This is a genomic window from Chromobacterium sphagni, assembly GCF_001855575.1.
Taxonomy (GTDB): domain Bacteria; phylum Pseudomonadota; class Gammaproteobacteria; order Burkholderiales; family Chromobacteriaceae; genus Chromobacterium; species Chromobacterium sphagni.
In genome coordinates, this window is sequence record NZ_MKCS01000003.1 from 144,481 (window position 1) to 165,124 (window position 20,644).

Below are 20,644 nucleotides of genomic sequence, written 5' to 3' on the forward strand. Positions count from 1 at the left end.
AGAAGCAAAAACCGGCGGCAAACTTCGCCGCCGGTTTTCATTGGCAAGTCATGTCCCGATCAATGCGGCGCCGGCTCCATCACCTCCATCGGCTCCCCTCTCCGCTCGCGGCTGAAACGGATCAGCACCGCAATCGCAATCGCCACGACGCCGGCCACCGTCGCCATCGCCATGCCGTAGTCGCCGCCGTTCAGCTTGGCCATGTGCGCCTGCATCGGGCTGTTGACCGAGGCCAGCAGGTTGCCCAGCTGGTAGACCAAGCCGGGAAAGGTGGCGCGCACAGCCATCGGCGAGATTTCGTTAAGGTGGGCGGGAATCACGCCCCAGGCGCCCTGCACCGCGATCTGCATCAGGAAGGCGCCTGCGGCCAGCGCCATCGGAGTGGAAGAAAACGCCCATAGCGGCAACACCGGCAAGGCGAACAAAGCCGCCAGGGTGATGGCGTTGCGGCGGCCAATCCGCTCGGACAAGCCACCAATCGTCAGGCCACCGATAATGGCGCCGACATTCAGGCAAAGGGCGATGGCCTGCACGGTGTGCGGGTCAAATTTGTGCTGCACGCGCAGGAAGGTGGGATACAAGTCCTGCGTGCCATGGGAAAAGAAGTTGAAGCAGGTCATCAGGATGATGGCGTACAACGACAAGCGCCACTGCGCGCAAATGGTGGCAAACAGGCTTGGCTTCTCCTGATGGCGCGCAGCCTCCCAACTGGGGCTTTCCGGCACGTTGCGGCGGATATACAGCGTAAGCAGCGCCGGCAGCAGGCTGAGCATGAACATGCCGCGCCAGCCCACATGCTCGAACAACTGGCCGAAGGCCAGCGTCGCCAGCAGATAGCCGCTGGGATAGCCGGCCTGCAGCAAGCCGGAAACGAAACCGCGCGACTCCTTGGGAATGCTTTCCATGGTCAGCGACGACCCCACTCCCCATTCGCCTCCCATCGCCACCCCGAACAGGGTGCGCAGAATCAGCAGCACCATCAGGTTGGGCGAAAACGCCGAGGCGAAGCCCAGCACCGAATACATCACGATATTGGCCATCAGCACCGGGCGGCGGCCATAACGGTCGGCCAGCCGGCCGAATATCAGCGCGCCTATCGGCCTGGCGGCCAGCGTGAGCATGGTGGCCCAGCTCACGGCTTCGATATCGGTGCCGAATTCCCTGGCGATGTCCTTCAACACGAACACCATCAGGAAGAAATCGAACGCATCCAGCGTCCAGCCCAGATAGCAGGCCAACACCGTCTGCTTCTGCTCCTTAGTCCAGGCCATTGCCTTCTCCTCCGCGATCATTGTTTTTTGATGATTCTCAATTCATGATAATTGAGTTTCACGCAACAGGAAGCAGCGGACAGAATTTGCAACAAGTTAGCCCTGAACTCAGGGCGGCCGCGGCTGGTCATACCCGCCGGCGAGGAAGTCCCTTTCCAGCCGGGCATACTGGCCGCTGGCCCGCAGGCGCGCCAGGCCCTGATTGAAACGCACAAGCAACTGCGCCGCGCCGGGTTGCCTGCGGCTGAGCATCAGCCGATAATCCACCCGCGCGAACACATGCGGCGCGGCAACGATGGCGGCCCGCTCCCTGGGAGTGAAGTACTGGCGCAACTCGGCCAGCCCCACCGAGCGGGTCAGCGGGAAGAAATCCAGACGTCCCAGCAGCAGCTGCCGCATGCCGGACTGAATGTCGGTGGTGACATAATTGCGGATCAGGCCGGCATCGATGGCCTCCTGCCAGACACCCAGGCGCGAGCCATTGGGCGTGGCCATGCTCAGGCCATAGAAATCCTCCACCCGATCAGCCCGCATCCGCCTGGTCGCAAGATGAAACACCACCTCTTCATCGGTGACCACCGGGTCGCTGAACAGCGCGAACGTCTGCCGCTCGGGAGTCATCGACCACACCACCGAACCGGCGACTTCGCCGCTGCGCACCATCGCCTCCGCCCGCGCCCAGGGATAAAAATGATAGGCCACGCGCAAGCCGGCCAGCCGGAACGCCTCGCTGACAATATGGGATGCGAAACCCTGATGCGGCAGGCGCGCGGATAGATAGGGCGCCCACTCGCCATTGGCCAGCGCCACCTCGTCCGCCGCCGCCCAAGCCGGCAGCAATGCCCACCCCAGGCAGCAGACCATCCGCCAAAACCAGCGCATCCCAACCTCCGCCCGGCTCGATCACTGCATCCAGCCTAGTCTTTCCATCCCCTCCCCGCCAGCGATCGGGACCGCGGTCAGCCGATGACGGGAACCGGCCCGCCCAGACGGATCAGCCGCTGGTTGTCCGATCCGCGCCAGGGCTTGCTGGTCGGCAAATCCCGGCGGTAGCGGCCGTCGATCACCACGTCCAGATACTGCATCACCGGCAACGAGCGCACCTCCTCGAACAGATAGCCGGTCCACAACCAGATGTTCTTGTCCGGATAGCGTTGTTTGAACAGCCGGCACAGCGCCAGAATCTCGTCGCGATTGGCCGGGTGCAACGGATCGCCGCCGGACAGGCTGAGGCCGTCGCGGTCGGCGCAACGCTCCAGCAACGCCTCCCGCGCCGCGGCGGTAAATGGCCGGCCGGCCTTTCGGTCCCAGGTCGACCGGTTATGGCAGCCTTCGCAGGCATGCAGGCAACCGGTGACGAACAAGCTTACCCGCACGCCTTCGCCATTCACTAGGTCGCAAGTGTAGTAGCGCTCGTAGTTCATGTCGCGCTCAATGCTCGCCGCCGAAATGCTTGACCCGGCGCATCACCTCCTTCTGCTTGCCGGCATTGAACGGCCGGGCATTGGGACTGCCCAGGTAACCGCACACCCGGCGTGTCACCGACAGCGACGCGCCGTCGCGGTTGCCGCATTGCGGGCAACTGAAGCCGTCGGCGGTGGCCAGCGCCTCGCCCATGAAACCGCACTGGCCGCAAGAGTCGACCGGCGTATTGCTGCCGAAGTAAGGCACCCGCTCCAGCGCGTAGTCCCAGATCCGCTCCAGCGCCTGCAGGTTATGCTTCATATTGGGCAGCTCCACATAGCTGATGTGGCCGCCGCTGGCCAGCTCGGCATAGCCAGACTCGAAGTCTATCTTCTGGAACGGGTCCACCTTGCGGAACACGTCCAGGTGGAAGGAGTTGGTGTAGTAACCCTTGTCGGTCACCTCGGCGATCACGCCAAAGTACTCGCGGTCCAGCTTGCAAAAACGGTGGCACAAGGATTCGCTGGGCGTGGAGTACAGGGAGAAGCCAAAACCGGTCTCCCGCCGCCACTCCGCCGCCGCCTCGCCCATCCGCGCCACCACGCTGCGCAGGAAGTCCCGCGCTTCGGCGCTGTCGGCCGGATGCTTGCCAAACAGCAGCACGCCCACTTCGTGCAGACCGATATAGCCCAGCGATATGGAAGCCCGGCCGCCGCGGAACAGCCCCATGACATCCTCGTCCGGCCGCAGCCGCATGCCGAAAGCGCCCTCGGTATACAAAATGGGCGCCACATTGGCCTTCACGCCCTCCAGCCGGCCGATGCGCAGCATCAATGCGCGCAGGCACAGTTGCAGCCTCTCATTCAGCGCGCGCCAAAAAACGGCCACATCGCCATTGGCCTCGATGGCGATGCGCGGCAGGTTCAGACTGACCACGCCCAGATTATTGCGCCCATCCAGCACCTCCCGCCCCTGCTCGTCGCGCCATGCGGACAGGAAGCTGCGGCAACCCATCGGCGACACCGGCACGCTGGAGCCGGTAATCCGCCGGTTCAGCCCGGCCGAGATGATGTCCGGATACATGCGCTTGGAGGTGCACTCCAACGCCAGCTGCTTGATGTCGTAATTCGGGTCTTGCGGCTTGAGATTGACGCCTTCGTCGATAAACATCACCAGCTTGGGAAACACCGGCGTGATGCCCTCCTTGCCCAAGCCCCTGATGCGCACCTTCAGAATGGCCTGCTGGATGATGCGCGCCTCCCAGGCCAGGCCCATGCCGAAGGAAAAAGTGACAAACGGCTGCTGGCCGTTGGAGCTGAACAGAGTATTGATCTCGTATTCGCAAGCCTGGATGCCGTCGTAGGTCTCTTTCTCTGTGCGCTCGCGGGCATAGCGTTCCGTATCGGCGATGCCGTACTCCTGCGCCACGTCCAGGTTCTTGCGATAGCTTTTCAACACATAGGGCGCCAGCGTCTGGTCGATGTTGGGGATGGTGGTGCCGCCATACTGGTGGCTGGCTACCTGGGCGATGATCTGCGCGGTGACGGCGCAGGCCACCCCTATCGAGCGCGGACTTTCAATTTGCGCGTTGCCCAGACGGAAGCCCTGCTCCAGCATGCCTTTCAGGTCAACCAGGCAGCAATTGGTAAACGGCAGGAAGGGAGAGTAATCCAGGTCGTGGAAATGGATGTCGCCGCGGTTGTGCGCTTCCAGGATGTCCTTGGGCAAAAAGGTGCTGGCGAACTGCTTGGACACGATGCCGGCCATCAGGTCGCGCATTACCGGAAAGACATTGGCGTCCTTGTTGGCGTTCTCGGTGGTCGCCTCTTCGTCGGTCTTGCTCACCAGCCCCATCAATTTGGCATGCAGTTCCGAGCCTTGCGCGCGGATGGTGTCGCGGTGGTGGCGATACTGTATGTAGACCCTCGCCACTTGCGGATGGTCATGCATCAACGCATCCTCCACCTGCCGCTGAATGGCGGGAATGCTGAGCCGCCCCTCCACCGCCAACGCCTTGCACTGCCGCTCCACCCGCGCAGCCGTCTCCAGCGCCAGGCGCGCCGGCTCAGCATGCCCGGCCGCCCGCGCCGCCCGTTCGCAGGCGTTGGCGATCTTGCCGATATCGAACCCCACCACCGCTCCGTCCCGCTTGCTCACTTGCAACATCCGTTACCCCCCCCCCCCGATTTTCCATCACTGCGGCGAAGCGCCTGCGCAAGCGCGCCCCGCCTACTGTTGCGTCGACTATCACACAAAATAGAGGGGAAATTCTTGGCATTAATCAATATATGGTGGCAACGACGCCAAGCAGCCTGGCGCGGACATTTGGAAACACGGGCGTCATCGGCAAGCTGCCAGATTGAATACCATGGTCATTTAAAAGGTCCGGACCATGCGTTTCCTTTTACTGGGCATCATCCTGCTGGCGCTCGGCGCCGCCGCGCTGACCGACGACAACGAGCAAGTCACAGGCCAGGGCGGCCGCCTCCTGCGCTATAGCTCCACCCAGCTCAGGGCGGAGCCCAGCGAGGAGGAAATGAACGCCTATCTGCAGGCCCGCGACCGGCAGCTGAGCGGAGCCAGCCTGCCCGCCGTGCTGCAGGCCGCGCGGCAGGCGCTGCAGAAGCTGGGCTATACCAGGGTGGAAGTGGATGCCGACTACGGCCTGATCCAGGCGAAAAAAAACGAACCCCTGGTCAGCCACGCGCGCCAGGTGCTGCGCGGGGTGCTGAAGATAAAGGTGCCGCTGCCGGCCAAGCCCGACCACCAGAGCACCGCCCTGCTGCTCTCGCTGCGCCCGGGCAGCCAGCCGCACGACGTGTTGCTGCGCGCCCGGATCGAGCAAACGGTCTGGGACAGCAGCGGCAATTCTCGAACCATGCTGGACAGCGACCACGCCGCCTATCAGCAGTTGTTCGAACAGCTGGACGCCGCCCTGAACGCCCGAGTCCGCCAAATAAAACACCCCGCCAGCCATTCAGGCTGCGGGGTGTTTTGACGACCGGAGGCGCAAGCCGCCGGCAGGGCAAAAGCCTTAGTTGCTTTCAGCCTTGGACATGCGGCGACGCTCGTTTTCCTGCAGGTAGCGCTTGCGGATGCGGATGGATTTCGGAGTGATTTCCACCAGTTCGTCGTCGTCGATGAACTCGACCGCCGATTCCAGCGTCAGCTTGATCGGAGTGGTCAGGCGAACCGCCTCGTCGGTGCCGGAGGCGCGGACGTTGGTCAGCTGCTTGCCCTTGACCGGGTTCACCACCAGGTCGTTGTCGCGGCTGTGGATGCCGATGATCATGCCTTCATACAGCTTTTCGCCCGGCGCAACGAACATGCGGCCGCGGTCTTCCAGCTTCCACAGCGCGTAGGCCACGGCTTCGCCGTTTTCCTGCGAGATCAGCACGCCGTTGTGGCGACCCGGCATGTCCGGCTTAACCGGAGCGTAGTCGTCGAACACGTGGCTCATCAGGCCGGTGCCGCGGGTCATGGTCATGAAGTCGGACTGGAAGCCGATCAGGCCGCGCGCCGGAATGTGGTATTCCAGGCGGGTACGGCCCATGCCGTCCGATTCCATATTGGTCAGCTCGCCGCGACGGCGGCCGATTTCTTCCATCACGCCGCCCTGGTGGTCGTCTTCCAGGTCGATGGACAGGTTTTCATACGGCTCGCACTTCTGGCCGTTGATTTCCTTGTAAACCACGCGCGGCTTGGCGACGGCCATTTCAAAGCCTTCGCGACGCATGTTTTCCAGCAAAATGGTCAGGTGCAGCTCGCCGCGGCCCGACACGCGGAACACGTCGGAGTCGCCGGTGTCTTCCACGCGCAGCGCGACGTTGGTCAGCAGCTCTTTGGTCAGGCGGTCGCGAATCTGGCGCGAGGTGACGAACTTGCCTTCGGTGCCGGCCAGCGGCGACGAGTTCACCATGAAGTCCATGGTCAGGGTCGGTTCGTCCACGCCCAGCACCGGCAGGCCTACCGGCTGCTCCTTGTCGCAGATGGTCACGCCGATGCCGATGTCGTCCAGGCCGGAAATGATGATGATGTCACCCGCCTCAGCGCCTTCAACCGGAACGCGGTCCAGACCCTGGTAACCCAGCACCTGGTTGATGCGGCCGGAAGCCACCTGCTCTTCGTGGTTCATCACCACCACCTGCTGGCCCGGCTTGATGCGGCCGTTCAGCACGCGGCCCACGCCCAGGCGGCCGGTATAGGTGGAGTAGTCCAGCGCGGAGATCTGCAGCTGCAGCGGCGCGTCGGCGTCGCCCGGAGGAGTCGGGACGTGCTTGAGCACGGTCTCGAACAGCGGACGCATATTGTCGGACTCTTCTTCCAGCTCCAACTTGGCGAAACCGTTCAGGCCGGAAGCGTAAATGATCGGGAAATCCAGCTGTTCGTCGGTGGCGCCCAGCTTGTCGAACAAGTCGAAGGTCTGGTCCACCACCCAATCCGGACGCGCGCCCGGACGGTCAACCTTGTTGATGACCACGATCGGACGCAGGCCCAAAGCCAGCGCCTTTTTGGTCACAAAGCGGGTCTGCGGCATCGGGCCTTCAACGGCATCCACCAGCAGCAGCACGCCATCCACCATGCCCAGCACGCGCTCTACTTCGCCGCCGAAGTCGGCGTGTCCCGGAGTGTCGACGATGTTGATGTGCACGCCTTCATATTCGATGGCGGTGTTTTTGGCGAGAATGGTAATGCCACGCTCTTTTTCAAGATCGTTGCTGTCCATTACGCGCTCGTCTACCTGCTGGTTTTCGCGGAAGGTGCCGGATTGGCGCAGCAGTTGGTCAACCAGGGTGGTCTTACCGTGGTCAACGTGGGCGATGATGGCGATGTTACGAATTTGTCGGGTCATGTCTCAGGCGGCTATCTGGAAACAGAAAAATCGAAAGATTATAGCATGATAGCCAAGCACCAAGAAAATTTCGGTAAAAACAGATTACAGTTTCGTAATTTTACCGTTAACGCCGGCCGGCCCGCGGCAAATTCGTCGAAAGAGCAAATTGCCATTACACTGCCAGCCATCTGGCAACAAGGAACACAAAACATGTACGACTGGAACGCACTCTGGCATGAACGCGAAGCCTACCGCACCGGTTACGACATTCACCACAACGACGCCAACCTGCTGGCCGAACCGCTGCAAGCCAAACTGATCCACACCGCCGACGCGCCGGACCAGGTGGCGGTATATGAAGACGCCATCCGCTACATCCTGGCCGGCCACGCCGACGGCTTGCAACTGCTGGAAGTGTTCAAGCACGGCCTGTTCGACATCACGCTGCGCTTTGTCGGCGAAGACGAAGGCAAGGACCCGGCCGTGCCGTATGTGGAACTGCACGTCGACAACCTCGCAACCGAGGAACAGGCGGTATGGCGCGGCGAGGTGAAACTGGACGAAGAAGACCGCATCTGGATAGGCAAACGCACGCTGGATGAAGGCGTGCTGCCCGCGATGCCCTTCGACGAGCTGTCCTTCACCGACCAGGCCGCCTTCCGCGACGAACTCGCCCGCGTCTGGCACGAAGATCTGCCGCTGCTGCGCCCGCTGATCGAGGCCTGGTTCCAGCATGGAGAGCTGGCGGCGCCGCAGGACGAACCGACCCACTACGGCGACCAGGCGCGGGTGATGCAGATCTGCGACCGCTACGCCGAAATCGTGCGCCGCGAGCAGGCGGTGCTGTCCCGGCTGTTCAGCGACGACGAGCTGAGGCTGATCGCCGGCGTGATCGGCAGCGTGCACTTCGACAGCGCCGCCTCCTGCCGCGGCGTGTGGCTGGCGGTGGAGGCCCGCATCATCGAAGACGAGCTGGACCAACAATACCAGTTGGACGGCGAGGCGCTGCTAGCCAAGATGAAGAGCCTGAGCTACGCGCAGGAAGTGGCGCTGATCGAGGCGCTGTCGCCGCTGCAATCCGCCTGATTCGAGACGCAGCGCGTCCGGCCGCGGCCACAAGGCCTTGCCGCGACCCGGCGCGGACGATCACTGGTATGATGCACGCCGAACACGAGCAATCGCTCCAAAATTCACGCGCCGCGCGCACACTCCGCCCAGGCAAGCCTGCGCGCCGCGAGCGCCCCATCCCCATCATGCGGCCGCAAGATCGAAACCGGTCGACGGCCGACAAAACCATGGAGAACGCACTATGTCCCAAGCCCCTGCCCTGAGACAGCTTCCGCAAAGCAATATTTTCGGCCCCGGCGACGTATTCGTCCTGTTTGGCGAACTGTTCGGCCGCGGCTACGCCAACGGCCTGGTCAACGAAGCCCGCCAGGCCGGCATGGAGATCATCGGCATCACGGTCGGCCGCCGCGACGAAAACAACCGGCTGCGCCCGCTGAACGACGAAGAGCTGGCCGCCGCCGAAGCCAATCTTGGCGGCCGCATCATCAACGTGCCGCTGATGGCAGGCTTCGAACTGGACGCCCCCGCCGGCGAGCCGACCCCGACCGAACTGTTGAGCGGCCTGACCCTGAAAGGCTGGCAAGAGGACAAGCTGGACTGGGCCCATATCGAGAAATGCCGCCAAGCCGGCGTCCAGCGCTTCAAGTCCGGCGTGGCCGAAGTGATGGCCCGGCTGGACGGCATGATCACCGACGGCCGCAACGTGTTCTTCGCCCACACCATGGCCGGCGGCATTCCCAAGGTCAAGGTGTTCCTGGCCATCGCCAACCGCGTCTACAAGGGCCGCGGCGATCGCTTCATGTCCTCGCAGGCGTTGCTGGACAGCGATCTGGGCAAGCTGATCCTGCAGAACTTCGACGAAGTCACCGCCAACACCTTCCAGCACCTGATAGACGGCAGCGCGGCGCTGCGCCGGCGCCTGGAGGCCAGCGGCGGCCAGGTCCGCTACACCGCCTACGGCTACCACGGCACCGAAATCCTGATCGACGGCCGCTATCAATGGCAGACCTACACCAACTACACTCAGGGCTACGCCAAGATGCGGCTGGAGAAGGTGGCGCAGGCGGCCTGGGAGCAAGGCGTCAAGGCCACGGTGTTTAACTGCCCGGAAATTCGCACCAATTCGTCCGACATCTTCGTCGGCGTCGAGCTGCCGCTGTTCGCGCTGCTGCGCGCGCTGAAGAAGGAAGCCGCCGGCGCCTGGACCGACAGCCAATGGCAAACCTGCAGCCAGTTGCTGAAGGACGGCTGCTCGCTGGAAGCGCTGCTGGACAAGATCGACGCGCTCAACGACGGCGCGGTGATGCAGGGCTTCCGCCGGTTCGACGCCTGGCCGATGCCGAACAGCGCGGAACTGGCCGAGGTGATGATAGGGACCTCGGACGAGCTCACCGAGATGCATCAGGACAGAAAAGCATTGATCACCGACCACCTCAGCACGCTGGTGATCGAGGCGACCGGGCCGCTGATGTTCCACGAGGCATCGCAACCCGCCGGACCGGTGCTGTGGCTCAATCACGACATCATCGCCCGCCAGCTGGGCCGAATGCACAACTGAGCCTCGCCGGCCCTTGGCCGGCAGGCGATGAGCGACAGGGCGCCTCGAACCGGAGCGCCCTGTTTTCGTCCCGCGCCCGCCCGACAGCCTACCCCGCCTGCAGCGGGAACATGGTCAACACCACCTTGCCCAGGTTGCGGCTGTCGGCGATGTATTGGTGGGCGTCCTGCACCTGGCTCCACGGGAAGCTGCAGTCCACCACCGTGCGCAGACGGCCATCCAGGATGCCCGGCAGGATGCGTTCGCGCAGCGCCGCCGCCAGCCGCGCCTTGGTTTCCAGCGGCTGCGGCCGCAAGGTGGAGCCGATCACGCTGATGCGCTTCATCAGCAAGCGACCGAAATCCAGTTCGGCCTTCAGCCCGCCCATCAAACCGATATTCACCAGCCGGCCATCCGGATTCAGCGCCTGCAGGTTTTCCGCCAGGTAGCTGGCGCCCACCGGGTCCAGCACCGCGTCCGCCCCGCCCCAGCTTTTCACCAGCTCGCCGAAGGCCGGCGCTTGACGGTAGTTGAACACCTGCGCCGCGCCCAATTCACGGCAGAAGGCCAGCTTGTCCGCGCTGCCGGCGCTGGCGAAGGCCTGCGCGCCAAGCAAACCGGCCACCTGGATGGCCGCCACGCCGACGCCGCTGGCGCCGGCATGCACCAGCACATTGTCGCCGGCCCTGACGCCGGCCTTTTCCGCCAGATTGAACCAGGCCGTCATCCACGCCTCCGGCAGGCTGGCCGCCTCCACCCAGGACAAAGGGTCCGGCTTGACAATGGCAAGCGCCTCGTCCATCAGCGCATATTCGGCATAGCCGCCGCCCTCCAGCAGGCCGAACACCGCGTCGCCCGGCTGAAAGTTCGACTCGCCGGCCACCTCCTCCACCACGCCGGCCACCTCCAGCCCCATCAGCGGACTGGCGCCCGGCGGCGGCGCATAACGCCCCTCGCGCTGCATCAGATCGGCGCGATTAACCCCCGCCGCCATCACCCGCACCAGAAGCTTGCCAGGCACCGCCTGCGGCCGATCCCGCTCGACCAACTCCATCGTTTCCACGCCGCCCGGCGCCTGCTGCGCCACCGCCTGCATTTTCATCGCGATTCCCTTCCGTGTTTGATATCCGACAAATGCGGCCAGTCTCCGCCAGTCCAAGCCTCTACGCGAAATAATCGAGTACGGCGACATATGCCATGAGCTGGATCAAGCAATGGCGGCCGGCTTTGATTACAATGCCCCGTCATGAGCGAGAACTGTTTCCACTGCGGCCTGCCGGTTCCGGCGGGCTCCCACTTCCCCATCCGCTACCGCCAGCGCGAGGAGGCGGCCTGCTGCGCCGGTTGCCAGGCGGTGGCCGTCACCATCATCGATTCCGGCCTGTCGGACTACTACCAGCACCGCACCCAGGATTCGGCCCGCGCCGAAGCGCTGCCGCAGAACCTGCTGGAACAGATCCGGCTGTACGATTCCGACGAATTGCAGCGCAGTTTCGTCCATATCGACCAGAATCAGGTACGCGAAGCCGCGCTGATGCTGGAAGGCATCAGCTGCGCCGCCTGCATCTGGCTCAACGAGCAGCATCTGCGCCAGTTGCCGGGCGTGGTGGCAGTGGACATCAATTACAGCACCCAGCGCGCCCGCGTGCGTTGGGACAACGGCAAAATCCAGCTGTCCGCCATTCTGGAGGCGGTGGCCGCCATCGGCTATCGCGCCCACCCCTACGACGCCGAGCGCCAGGAAGCCTTGCAGCAGAAAGAGCGCAAACAGGCGCTGGGCCGGCTGTGGGTGGCCGGCTTATCGATGATGCAGGTGATGATGTACGCGGTGCCGGTATACCTGGCGCCGGACGGCGACATCGCGCCCGACCTGCTGTGGCTGCTGCACTGGGCCAGCTTCATCCTCACGCTGCCGGTGCTGCTGTACTCGGCCTTGCCGTTTTACCGCGCCACCTGGCGCGACCTGAAAACCGGCCGCGTCGGCATGGACACACCGGTCACCATCGGCATACTCACGGCATTCTTCGCCAGCCTCTGGGCGCTGCTCCACAAATACGAGCACGGCATCTATTTCGATTCGGTGTCGATGTTCGTGTTCCTGCTGCTGGGCGGCCGCTATCTGGAATCCATCGCCCGCCGCAAGGCCGGCGCCGCCAGCGAGAGCCTGGTCAGACTGGTGCCGGCCTTCGCCCACCGGCTGGCAGGCTGGCCCGCCAGCCGCGATAGCCGCGAGGCCACCGTCGCCAGCCTGTGCCCCGGCGACGTGATTCTGGTCAAAGCCGGCGAAACCATACCGGTAGACGGCACGGTACTGGACGGCCGCAGCGCCAGCGACGAAGCGCTGCTCACCGGCGAAAGCCGGCCGATAGGCAAAAGCCCGGGCGCCGCCGTCATCGCCGGCAGCGTCAACACCGCCAGCCCATTGATCTTGCGGGTGGATCAGGTTGGCGAATCCACCCGGCTGGCCGGCATCGTCCGCCTGTTGGACCGGGCGCTGGCGGAGAAACCCAGGCTGGCGGTGGCGGCGGACCGCTTCGCCAGCTGGTTCGTGGCGCTGCTGCTGATCGCCGCCGCCGCTAGCTATATCGGCTGGCATTTCATCGAACCGGAGCGCGCGCTGTGGGTCATGGTGGCGGTGCTGGTGATCTCCTGTCCCTGCGCGCTGTCGCTGGCCACCCCGGCTGCGCTCACCGCCGCCAGCGGCCATCTGGCCAGCCTGGGCGTGCTCACCACCCGCGGCCACGCGCTGGAAACACTGGCAAAAGTCACCGACGTGGTATTCGACAAGACCGGCACCCTCACCCACGGCCAAATGCGGCTGCTGGATATCGCGGCCCCAGGCAGCCTGGGCCGCGAACCCGCCTTGGCGCTGGCTGCCGCGCTGGAGCAGGGATCGGAACACCCGCTGGCGCAGGCGCTGCTGCAAGCGGCCAAGGACACAACTGCGCCACGGGCTGAATCGCTGCTCAACCATCCCGGCCATGGCGTGGCTGGCATGCTGGACGGACGCGAATGGCGGCTGGGCTCCGCGCCCTTCATCTCCGCCTGGCTGGGTCAGCCCGTGAGCGATGAACAGGATTGGCATGCCGGCAGCAGCCAGGTGCTGCTGGCCAACGCCGACGGCGTGCAGGCGCGCTTCGCCATCGGCGACGCCGTCCGCGCGGAGGCCGCCGCGCTGATCGCGCAACTGCGGCAACAAGGCCTGACGGTGCATCTGCTCAGCGGCGATGGCGACAGCGCCGTCGCCGGTCTGGCGCAGGAGCTGGGCATAAAGCGGCGCCGCGCCCGCGCCGCGCCGGAAGACAAGCTTGCTTACGTCGGCGCGCTGCAGGCGCAGGACAAACGGGTGCTGATGGTCGGCGACGGCATAAACGACGCGCCGGTATTGGCGCGCGCCGACGTCTCCATCGCCATGGGCGGCGGCACCGACGTGGCGCGCGCCAGCGGCGACATGGTGTTGATCGCGGACCAGCTTGGTCTGATAGACGCGGCCATAGGCGTCAGCCGCCGCACCTTGGCGGTGATAAGGCAGAATCTGTGCTGGGCGGCGGCTTATAATCTGGTGGCGCTGCCGCTGGCCATCCTCGGCCACGTCACGCCCTGGCTCGCCAGCCTGGGCATGGCGCTCAGCTCGCTGCTGGTGGTGGGCAACGCGCTGCGCCTCGTCAAACGGAAGAACTGATGGAAAGCCTCTACCTGCTCATCCCCCTCAGTCTGGTGCTAGCCTTCGTCATCGGCGCCATTTTCTGGTGGGCCACCCGCTCCGGCCAGTTCGACGATATGGAAGGCCCGGCGCACCGCATCCTGATGGACGACGACTCGCCCCGCCAGGAGGAGAAAGAAGAGTAGACAAGGGGAAAAAAGGGCCGCGTTCGCAATCGTAGAATGCGGCTTTTGTGCAGACGAATTACTGCCTATAACCAGTCTACGTGTTACTACTTAGCCTATTGAGCGAGCCCCATGCGCACATTCTTGATCTCGATGTCCGTCTGCATCCTGTCCGCGCTGGCGTTCAGCCAAGCCCAGGCCTCCAGCTTCGCCCTGCTGCTCAGCGGCTGCGTCAGCGGCATCCTCGCCCTCGCCCTCAACCAATGGCTGCACCACCGCAGCCTGATGAAGCCGCTGCAGGACATCGAGCGGCACCTGGACCAGCTGCTGGCCGACACGCCCATCCATCTTGGCCAGCCCCTGCCTCTGCCGGCTGAAAATACCCCGCTGCGCCATGCCATTGGCAAACTGAACCGGCTATTGGAGCGCGCCCACATCGCGCTCCGCGATGTCGCCGGGGCTTCGGTGCGGCTGATGCCGATGGCGCAGGAGCTGACCGACACCTACAGCTCCATGCTGCAGAAAAGCCTGTTGCAGGCCAATCACGGCCAAGCTCTGCTTGGCGCCATCAACACCATGATGGAGCAGGCGCAACAGCTGCAGGCGCACCTGGAAGAGATTACCGGCTCCACCCACAGCGCCAGCGGCGACATGCAGGAGAGCCGCGACACCACCATGGTGGTGATAGACGGCGTCACCGAAATGGCGCAGCTGCTGGAAAAATCCACCCAGGAGGTGCAGGCGCTGGTCGATGCGTCGGGCCAGGTGGGCAATATTCTGGAGACCATCCAGGACATCGCCGACCAAACCAACCTGCTGGCGCTGAACGCCGCGATAGAGGCCGCCCGCGCCGGAGAAATGGGCCGCGGCTTCGCCGTGGTGGCGGACGAGGTGCGCAAACTGGCGCACAACACCCAGGAAGCCACCCGCAGCATCCAGAGCATCATGCTGCAAGTGCAACAAGGAACCAAGAAAGTGGCGGAAACGATGCAGGCGTCCAACCAGCACGCCGACACCGCCGCCACCCACGCTGGCGCCTCGCGTGAAAAACTGGAGAACATCACCCTGTCCATTCACGGCATCAACCAGTCTTCGCGAGCCATCAGTCAAGCCATCCTGCAGCAGAACGCCTCGGTGCAGGCTTCCAAGGCTTCCGGCGACATCCTGATCCAGCTCAATCAGGACGCGCTGGACTCCAACCGCATCCTGTCGGTTTCGCCGGACGACCTGCGCAAGCTGGCCATCAAGCTTTGCCAGGGCCTGGAGGCTTTCGACACCGGCGACGCCATGCGGAACGACAAGCGCCGCAACGTTGCCCGCCCCCAGGAGCTGCAGTTGGCGGCCGTCAAGGGCCGCGACGCCAGCGGCGGCGTCAAGCCGTCCTAGCCGCACCACGTGGTCAATAAGAAATTGACAATTTACCCTTCGCTTATATAATCGCCCTCTTTTTCGCCAACAGCTCCCCAGCAGCCGCGCGCCTTCTTGGCCGCAGCCTGCGTCCAGACAGGGGCGCGCGCGTTGACTCGGCCGCCACGCCGGGCGCGCATGCGCCTCCATCGCTGTTCCAATCCTGAAGGGCGTCCGTGAATACCATCCAAGCACTCGCCGGCATGCTGTTGCTGGTCGGCGTGGCCTATGCTTTTTCCACCCAGCGCAGCGCCGTCAACTGGCGCACCGTGCTGATCGGCCTGGCCATCCAGAGCGGCCTGTTTCTGCTGATCAACTATCTGCCGGCGGTACGCCACGGCTTCGACGCCTTCGGCTCCGGCTTCGCCAAGGTGCTGGGTTTCGCCGGCGAAGGCGCCCGCTTCATCTTCGGCGACCTGGCCAACCCGGGCGGTAAGCTGGGCTTCCTGTTCGCCTTCATGGTGCTGCCGGTGATGATCTTCTTCTCCGCCCTCACCGCCCTGCTGTACCACTTCGGCATCCTGCAGCGCGTCGTCGCCGTGCTGGCCTGGCTGATGAAGCGCAGCATGCGCCTGTCCGGGCCGGAGAGCGTGGTCACCGCCGCCAACATCTTCCTGGGCCAGACCGAGGCCCCGCTGCTGGTGCGGCCCTACATCCGGCACATGACCCGTTCGGAACTGGCCTGCATCATGATCGCCGGCATGTCCACACTGTCCGGCGGCGTGCTGGCGGCCTATGTCGCCTTCCTCGGCGGCGCGGATCTGGCTGAACAGGCGAGGTTCGCCACCTATCTGCTCACCGCCTCCTGCATGAACGCGGCCGGCGCGGCAGTGTTCTGCAAGATCATGTTCCCGGAGGTCAGCCCGGAGCAGATGTCGTGCAGCCAGCTGAAGCAAGGGCAGGAGAAGCAGGACGGCAACTTCGTCGGCGCCATCGTCACTGGCGCGCTGGACGGCATGAAGATGGCGGCGGCGGTGGCCACCATCCTGCTGGCCATCGTGTCGCTGATCGCGCTGGCCAACTACGCGGTAAAAGACGGACTGGGCGAGCTCCTGGGCGTCAACTCCTCCATCCGCGTCTCCACCCACGGCATGTTCGACGGCCTGACGCTGCAATACCTGGTGGGCCAGGTATTCCGCGTGTTCGCCTTCCTGATGGGAATCGGCTGGGACGAGACCTTGGGCGTCGGCAGCCTGCTGGGGCAGAAGATCGTGCTCAACGAGTTCATCGCCTACCTGGACCTGGCCAAGATGAAGGCCGCCGGCACGCTGTCGCCGCAAACCGTGATGATCGCCACCTTCGCGCTGGCCAGCTTCTCCAACTTCTCCTCGGTGGGCATCTGCGTCGCCGGCATCGGGGCGCTGGCGCCGGAGAGGCAGAAAGAGCTGGCCCAGATCGGCATGCGCGCGCTGCTGGCCTCGATCATGACCGGCTTCATGACCGCTTCCACCACCGGCCTGTGGCTGTCGCTGTTCTGATCCGGGCCTGACAGCCAGGCGGGAATCGGCTAGCATGCGATTCCCGCCTTTTCCATCTACGGTGATCCGTGAAAGCCGACTTTTCCTTCTTCGCCACCCGGCGTTTCCTGCCCTTGTTCGGCACCCAGTTCCTGGGCGCCTTCAACGACAATATGCTGAAAACCGCCATCGTGGTGCTGATCAGCTTTCACGGCCTGACGCTGGCCGGCATGCCGCCGGAACAATTGGTCAATCTGGCGGCCGGCATTTTCATCCTGCCCTTCTTCCTGTTTTCCGCCAGCGCCGGCAAACTGTCCGAGCGCTTCGACAAGGCGCGCATCGCCCGGCTGATCAAGCTGGCGGAGATCGCCATCATGCTGCTGGCCGGCGCGGGTTTTATGTGGCAGTCGGCGGGACTGTTGCTGTCGTCGCTGTTCATGATGGGCACCCACTCCGCCTTCTTCGGCCCGATGAAATATTCGGTGCTGCCGCAATACCTGCGCGAGGGCGAGCTGGTGGGCGGAACCGGCCTGATCGAAATGGGCACCTTCCTCGCCATCCTGCTGGGGCAGCTGCTGGGCAGCGTATTCACCCACAACGGCTCGCTACTGATCATAGGCGCACTGCTGCTGACCGCGCTGCTGGGTTTTTTCAGCAGCACCGCCATGCCGGCGGTGGCGCCGGGCGCTCCGCAGCTGAAACTGTCCTGGAACTTCCTGGCGGACTCGGTGGACCTGGTGGGCCAGGCCTGGCGCATCCATGACGTGCGCTGCTCGATTCTTGGCATTTCGTGGTTCTGGCTGATGGGCGCGGTCTACACTACCCAGTTGCCCACCTTCACCCGCCTGCACCTAGGCGGCGACGCCGATGTCTACACCCTGCTGCTGGCGCTGTTCTCCATCGGCATAGGCCTGGGATCGGTGATGTGCGCCAAACTGTCGCACGGCAAGCTGCAACTGGGCATCGTGCTGCTGGGCAGTGTCGGCATGACGGTATTCGGCGGCGACCTGGCGCTGGGCGCGATGCCCCACCACCACGGCGCGCTGGCCACGCTGACCGAGTTCCTGGCCCGCGCCAGCAGCTGGCGCAGCATTGTCGACGTCACTCTGCTGGGCTTCTTCGGCGGCTTTTTCACCGTGCCGCTGTACACCTGGCTGCAAACCGGCAGCCCGGACGAGTTCCGCTCGCAGGCGGTGGCCGCCAACAACATCATCAACGGCTTCTACATGGTGGCGGCCGCCATCGGCAGCGCGCTGATGCTCAAATGGTTCGACAGCATCTCGATGCTGCTGCTGGCGGTGGCGCTGCTCAATGTCCTGGCCACCGCTCACCTGGCCTGGCGCGCGCCGGTGATCTGGCGCCAGCGCTTCAGCTGGATCGCGCCGCTGTTTGGCGGCAACGCCTGAGCGGAAACGACGACGAGGGCAAACGCTGCCGTTTTTCCGCCTGTTCGCCCATTCACTCGCCGGTTTCGTGCGCCTCCTGCACCCGCTCGCCTACCAGCCGCGACAGCTTGTCTATGGCCTTGCCGTTTTTCGCATCCGGCAGCGAAACGAGGAAACAGATTCCGCCGGCCGGCAGATTTTCCGCATAGATGCTGCCCGAGTGAGCCAGCACGATCTGCCGGCAGATCGCCAACCCAAGCCCGGTGCCTCCCGAGCCGTTGGCGGTGGCGCTGCTCTGCACGAACTTTTCGAAAATCCGCTCCAGCTCCGCCTCGGGGACCCCAGGCCCCTGATCGGCTACCGACAGGGTGATCGTGGAACTGAAGCGCTGCAGCTCCACGGTGATTCGGCTGCCCGGCGGGGCGAACTTGATCGCATTGGACAGCAGATTGGCCAGCACCTGCTGCATGCACTTGCGGTCGGCCCAGACCGGCAGCGGCGCCGACGGCAGCTCCAGCCGCAGGCCGATATCGGTCTCCATCATCCTGCCCTCTTCGCCCTGAGTCATCTGGCGGACCAGTTCCGCCAGATCCACCTCCTCCCGACTCAACACCATCCGGCCGGACTCCAGCTTGGCCAGGTCCAACAGATCGTTCAGCAGGGCCAGCAAGCGGGTTCCGCTGGCGTGGACATTCTCGAAATAACGTTTGAGCCGGACGGCCGGCACCTGCATCGCCTTGCCGCAGCCGATCTCGGCGAAGCTGAGGATGCCATGCAACGGCGTGCGCAGCTCATGCGACATATTGGCGAGGAATTCGGACTTGGCCTGATTGGCGCGCTCCGCCTCCTCCTTGGCCTGCAACAGGTCGGCGGTGCGCAGCGCCACCAGCTCCTGCAGATGATTGCGGTGGCTGTGCAGCTCCTGCTCCACCCGTTTGCGCTCCGTCACATCACGCCCCACCCCGCGATAGCCGCGCAAGCTCCCATCGGCCGCGAGCAGCGGGCAGGCGCTGATGGCTATCCACTGGCGCCCCCCTCCAGGCTTCTGGTAGCTGAACTCGAAATCGCGTATCTCCCGACGCTCGGCCAACAGTCGCGACAACAAGCGGTTTTTCTCGCGGCTTGACCGCAACGGCCGCCACCAGCGGCGCCCCAGCAGCTTGCCCATGGGAATGCCGGTCAGCTCGCTGAAATGCTCCGAGCAATAGCTGAGCCGCCCGTCGGCGTCCACCTCCCACAGCCAATCCGACGCGATGCTGGCGAACATCCGGAACCGTTCCTCGCTCTGCTGCAGCGCCCGGGTGCTCTTGCCTGCCAGTTCTTCCGCCATTTCCCTGCGCCTTATCAGCAGATTGAGATAAATGCCGAGAAAGACCGTGAACGCCACTCCGGCCGGCAGCACCAGCCGCGATACCGCATGGCTGCCATTGGCCTCGATATAGCGCGGCAGCGCCCGCAAGGTGACCCGCCACACCCGTCCGCCCACGTCCAGCGTCCGGCTCAGCGACGCCGCGCCCGGTGCCGCCTCCTCAGGTGCCACCAAGCCGACCGAGCGCCGCGGATCGGTAACATCCTCCAGTTGCAGGCTGACTCCCTTTTCCTTCAAGCCAGGCAAGGCGCGTGTCGCCAGCCGAGCGGCATTGATGCCGCCGACCACCACCCCGCCGCGCATGCCCTGCACCGGAATGATCATCGACACCCCGCTGCCGGAGCGATCGTTGAACTGGGCCAGAATCAGCGGCTCGCTGATGCGCGGCTGGCCGCTGGCCAGCGCGCGGCGTATGGCATCGCGCCGTTTGGGCTCCGACCACATGTCAAACCCCCATACATTCTTGTTTTCCTCCCTGGGGGCGAGAAAGGTAACCGGGTAGTACTCCGGCCGGGTGCCCGCGCGGACGATGCGCCCATCGGGCTCGGTTTTCTCCCGTATGAATCCGTATTTCGCCTCATAGACCTGGCGCCCGGATTGCAACAACAGCGGCGCCCAGCCTATTCCCTGGAACAGGGGCCGCCTCGCCACCAGCGGCTTGGCGAAGCGATAGAAGTCCTCTTGGCGGATATTGGGAGCATTGCCCATGAACAGGGCCAGCGAATCGAGCGCATCGATATCCTGCTGGATCGTCGCCGCCAGCTGCTCCGCCGCCGCCGCCGCATCGTGGCGGAAATTGGACTCGGCCGACAGGCGCTCCACACTGTCGAAATGCCGGGCCAGGATGAAGGTAAGCGCCAGCGGAACCAGCAACAGCAAGCCCTGCACTTCGCGGCGCGCCACCGCCCGGCGGCAACCGGCCAGACCGGGCCAACTGCGCCATATCAGCCACAGAACGCCGGCCGCGACAGCCAACTCAAGCAGAGCCTGCCAGCTCCCTTGCATTTCAAGACTCCACGAACGGAAAACCCCACGCTGGCGATGAACCGGCGCGGGGGACGCGGGACAGGGAATCCATCCGGCG

Annotated in this window: 15 protein-coding genes; 8 read left to right on the forward strand and 7 right to left on the reverse strand. The window is 64.4% G+C overall.

Annotated elements, in window-relative coordinates:
• Window positions 1-59: 59 nt before the first annotated feature.
• From BI347_RS19625 to nrdD, 4 genes are all read right to left on the reverse strand, one after another.
• On the reverse strand, window positions 60-1,271 hold the full coding sequence (locus BI347_RS19625) for an MFS transporter (protein WP_071113565.1): 1,212 nt from the start codon (window positions 1,269-1,271) through the stop codon (window positions 60-62).
• 108 nt (window positions 1,272-1,379) lie between these two features.
• Entirely contained in the window at window positions 1,380-2,153 is a 774-nt protein-coding gene (locus BI347_RS19630) for a substrate-binding periplasmic protein (protein WP_083339068.1), read from the reverse strand.
• Window positions 2,154-2,230: 77 nt separating this feature from the next.
• A complete protein-coding gene (gene nrdG, locus BI347_RS19635) occupies window positions 2,231-2,695 on the reverse strand; it encodes an anaerobic ribonucleoside-triphosphate reductase activating protein (RefSeq protein WP_071113538.1) in 465 nt (154 codons plus the stop codon).
• 7 nt (window positions 2,696-2,702) lie between these two features.
• Window positions 2,703-4,841 carry an anaerobic ribonucleoside-triphosphate reductase gene (gene nrdD, locus BI347_RS19640; protein WP_071116830.1) on the reverse strand — a complete coding sequence of 713 codons (2,139 nt, stop codon included), beginning with the start codon at window positions 4,839-4,841 and terminating at the stop codon, window positions 2,703-2,705.
• A 226-nt stretch (window positions 4,842-5,067) separates the two neighbouring features.
• On the opposite strand from nrdD, the gene BI347_RS19645 reads away from it, so the two are divergent.
• Window positions 5,068-5,673, forward strand: coding sequence for a hypothetical protein (locus BI347_RS19645; protein WP_083339069.1), 606 nt, complete (start codon window positions 5,068-5,070; stop codon window positions 5,671-5,673).
• A 36-nt stretch (window positions 5,674-5,709) separates the two neighbouring features.
• Here the strand turns inward: BI347_RS19645 and typA are convergent, their stop codons facing one another.
• Window positions 5,710-7,527 carry a translational GTPase TypA gene (typA, locus tag BI347_RS19650; RefSeq protein ID WP_071116831.1) on the reverse strand — a complete coding sequence of 606 codons (1,818 nt, stop codon included), beginning with the start codon at window positions 7,525-7,527 and terminating at the stop codon, window positions 5,710-5,712.
• Window positions 7,528-7,719: 192 nt separating this feature from the next.
• Here typA and BI347_RS19655 point away from each other — a divergent pair, with 192 nt between their 5' ends.
• Entirely contained in the window at window positions 7,720-8,595 is an 876-nt protein-coding gene (locus tag BI347_RS19655) for a hypothetical protein (RefSeq protein WP_071116832.1), read from the forward strand.
• Window positions 8,596-8,818: 223 nt separating this feature from the next.
• Entirely contained in the window at window positions 8,819-10,135 is a 1,317-nt protein-coding gene (locus BI347_RS19660; protein WP_071116833.1) for an enoyl ACP reductase FabMG family protein, read from the forward strand.
• Window positions 10,136-10,223: 88 nt separating this feature from the next.
• Here BI347_RS19660 and BI347_RS19665 read toward each other — a convergent pair whose 3' ends face one another.
• Window positions 10,224-11,216 (reverse strand): NAD(P)H-quinone oxidoreductase, encoded by a 993-nt coding sequence (locus tag BI347_RS19665; RefSeq protein ID WP_071116834.1) that lies wholly within the window; start codon window positions 11,214-11,216, stop codon window positions 10,224-10,226.
• 144 nt (window positions 11,217-11,360) lie between these two features.
• Between BI347_RS19665 and BI347_RS19670 the strand changes: the two genes are divergently transcribed.
• From BI347_RS19670 to BI347_RS19690, 5 genes are all read left to right on the forward strand, one after another.
• A complete protein-coding gene (locus BI347_RS19670; protein ID WP_071116835.1) occupies window positions 11,361-13,796 on the forward strand; it encodes a heavy metal translocating P-type ATPase in 2,436 nt (811 codons plus the stop codon).
• Window positions 13,796-13,963, forward strand: a complete 168-nt coding sequence (gene ccoS, locus BI347_RS19675) for a cbb3-type cytochrome oxidase assembly protein CcoS (protein ID WP_071114699.1) — start codon at window positions 13,796-13,798, stop codon at window positions 13,961-13,963. Before BI347_RS19670 ends, ccoS begins: the two co-directional genes overlap by 1 nt.
• 111 nt (window positions 13,964-14,074) lie before the next feature.
• Complete coding sequence (locus BI347_RS19680) at window positions 14,075-15,328, forward strand: methyl-accepting chemotaxis protein (RefSeq protein WP_071114700.1); 1,254 nt, start codon at window positions 14,075-14,077, stop codon at window positions 15,326-15,328.
• A gap of 197 nt (window positions 15,329-15,525) precedes the next feature.
• Window positions 15,526-16,827, forward strand: coding sequence for a NupC/NupG family nucleoside CNT transporter (locus BI347_RS19685; RefSeq protein ID WP_071114701.1), 1,302 nt, complete (start codon window positions 15,526-15,528; stop codon window positions 16,825-16,827).
• Window positions 16,828-16,895: 68 nt separating this feature from the next.
• Window positions 16,896-18,212 carry an MFS transporter gene (locus BI347_RS19690; protein WP_071116836.1) on the forward strand — a complete coding sequence of 439 codons (1,317 nt, stop codon included), beginning with the start codon at window positions 16,896-16,898 and terminating at the stop codon, window positions 18,210-18,212.
• A 52-nt stretch (window positions 18,213-18,264) separates the two neighbouring features.
• Here BI347_RS19690 and BI347_RS19695 read toward each other — a convergent pair whose 3' ends face one another.
• Window positions 18,265-20,565 carry a CHASE domain-containing sensor histidine kinase gene (locus tag BI347_RS19695; protein WP_071116837.1) on the reverse strand — a complete coding sequence of 767 codons (2,301 nt, stop codon included), beginning with the start codon at window positions 20,563-20,565 and terminating at the stop codon, window positions 18,265-18,267.
• Window positions 20,566-20,644: the final 79 nt, after the last annotated feature.

Coding starts and splice junctions, on each gene's coding strand:
- BI347_RS19625 (WP_071113565.1), bottom strand. CDS start 1,271: ATGGCCTGGACTAAGGAGCAGAAGCAGACGGTGTTGGCCTGCTATCTG.
- BI347_RS19630 (WP_083339068.1), bottom strand. CDS start 2,153: ATGCGCTGGTTTTGGCGGATGGTCTGCTGCCTGGGGTGGGCATTGCTG.
- nrdG (WP_071113538.1), bottom strand. CDS start 2,695: ATGAACTACGAGCGCTACTACACTTGCGACCTAGTGAATGGCGAAGGC.
- nrdD (WP_071116830.1), bottom strand. CDS start 4,841: ATGTTGCAAGTGAGCAAGCGGGACGGAGCGGTGGTGGGGTTCGATATC.
- BI347_RS19645 (WP_083339069.1), top strand. CDS start 5,068: ATGCGTTTCCTTTTACTGGGCATCATCCTGCTGGCGCTCGGCGCCGCC.
- typA (WP_071116831.1), bottom strand. CDS start 7,527: ATGACCCGACAAATTCGTAACATCGCCATCATCGCCCACGTTGACCAC.
- BI347_RS19655 (WP_071116832.1), top strand. CDS start 7,720: ATGTACGACTGGAACGCACTCTGGCATGAACGCGAAGCCTACCGCACC.
- BI347_RS19660 (WP_071116833.1), top strand. CDS start 8,819: ATGTCCCAAGCCCCTGCCCTGAGACAGCTTCCGCAAAGCAATATTTTC.
- BI347_RS19665 (WP_071116834.1), bottom strand. CDS start 11,216: ATGAAAATGCAGGCGGTGGCGCAGCAGGCGCCGGGCGGCGTGGAAACG.
- BI347_RS19670 (WP_071116835.1), top strand. CDS start 11,361: ATGAGCGAGAACTGTTTCCACTGCGGCCTGCCGGTTCCGGCGGGCTCC.
- ccoS (WP_071114699.1), top strand. CDS start 13,796: ATGGAAAGCCTCTACCTGCTCATCCCCCTCAGTCTGGTGCTAGCCTTC.
- BI347_RS19680 (WP_071114700.1), top strand. CDS start 14,075: ATGCGCACATTCTTGATCTCGATGTCCGTCTGCATCCTGTCCGCGCTG.
- BI347_RS19695 (WP_071116837.1), bottom strand. CDS start 20,565: ATGCAAGGGAGCTGGCAGGCTCTGCTTGAGTTGGCTGTCGCGGCCGGC.